Here is a 539-nt window from a genome sequence, read left to right on the forward strand (position 1 = left end):
CAGGGCTGGCGCCAGCGCCACCCACCACAGCAGCGCCAGCGCTACCAGGGCACCAGCGGCCAGGACGAGTTGCTGCTCGCGCGGTGCAAGGGCCTTCCATCGCGCGTGCAGGGGAGAGGGGTCTTCATGGGGTTGCCTCCGCGCGCAGCAGCAGGCTGCCATCGTCCATGCGTGCGCCGTACCCGGCGGCCTGCAGCCGTGAAAAAACGGCGGCCTGTTCTTCGGCGGACAGGGTGATGCCGCGCAGGCGCAGTTCGCCGGGCGTGAATTCAAGGGCGCCAGGTAGCTGGCCTTCGGGCAAGGCCGCGCCGGCCGCGGCCAGCAGGGGCTCGAGGTCGCGCGGCGACACGCTCCCGGCAGCCTGGCGCAGCGTGGCCAGTTCGCGCTCCATCTGGACCGGGGCGTCCACCACGACCTGGACCTTGGGGAAGGTCTGGGTGAGCGCACTGCGCACGCCCGCCTGTTTCGCGGCCAGGGCACCGCGTTCCTGCCAGGCCCATGCGTTCAGGCCGACAAGGTGCGCGGCCACGAGCAGGCCC

Annotated in this window: 1 protein-coding gene and 1 pseudogene; both read right to left on the bottom strand. The window is 72.4% G+C overall.

The features are described from left to right. Nucleotides 1–162 (bottom strand): type II secretion system protein GspM (gene gspM, locus ACDELDRAFT_RS24410; RefSeq protein ID WP_005802036.1); only part of this gene is annotated, 162 nt, incomplete at its 3' end. Beyond that, nucleotides 125–539: pseudogene (locus ACDELDRAFT_RS23450) on the bottom strand (GspL/Epsl periplasmic domain-containing protein); the annotation flags it as partial. The pseudogene ACDELDRAFT_RS23450 and the gene gspM, both read right to left, overlap by 38 nt.

Source organism: Acidovorax delafieldii 2AN, assembly GCF_000175235.1.
Lineage (GTDB): Bacteria > Pseudomonadota > Gammaproteobacteria > Burkholderiales > Burkholderiaceae_C > Acidovorax > Acidovorax delafieldii_B.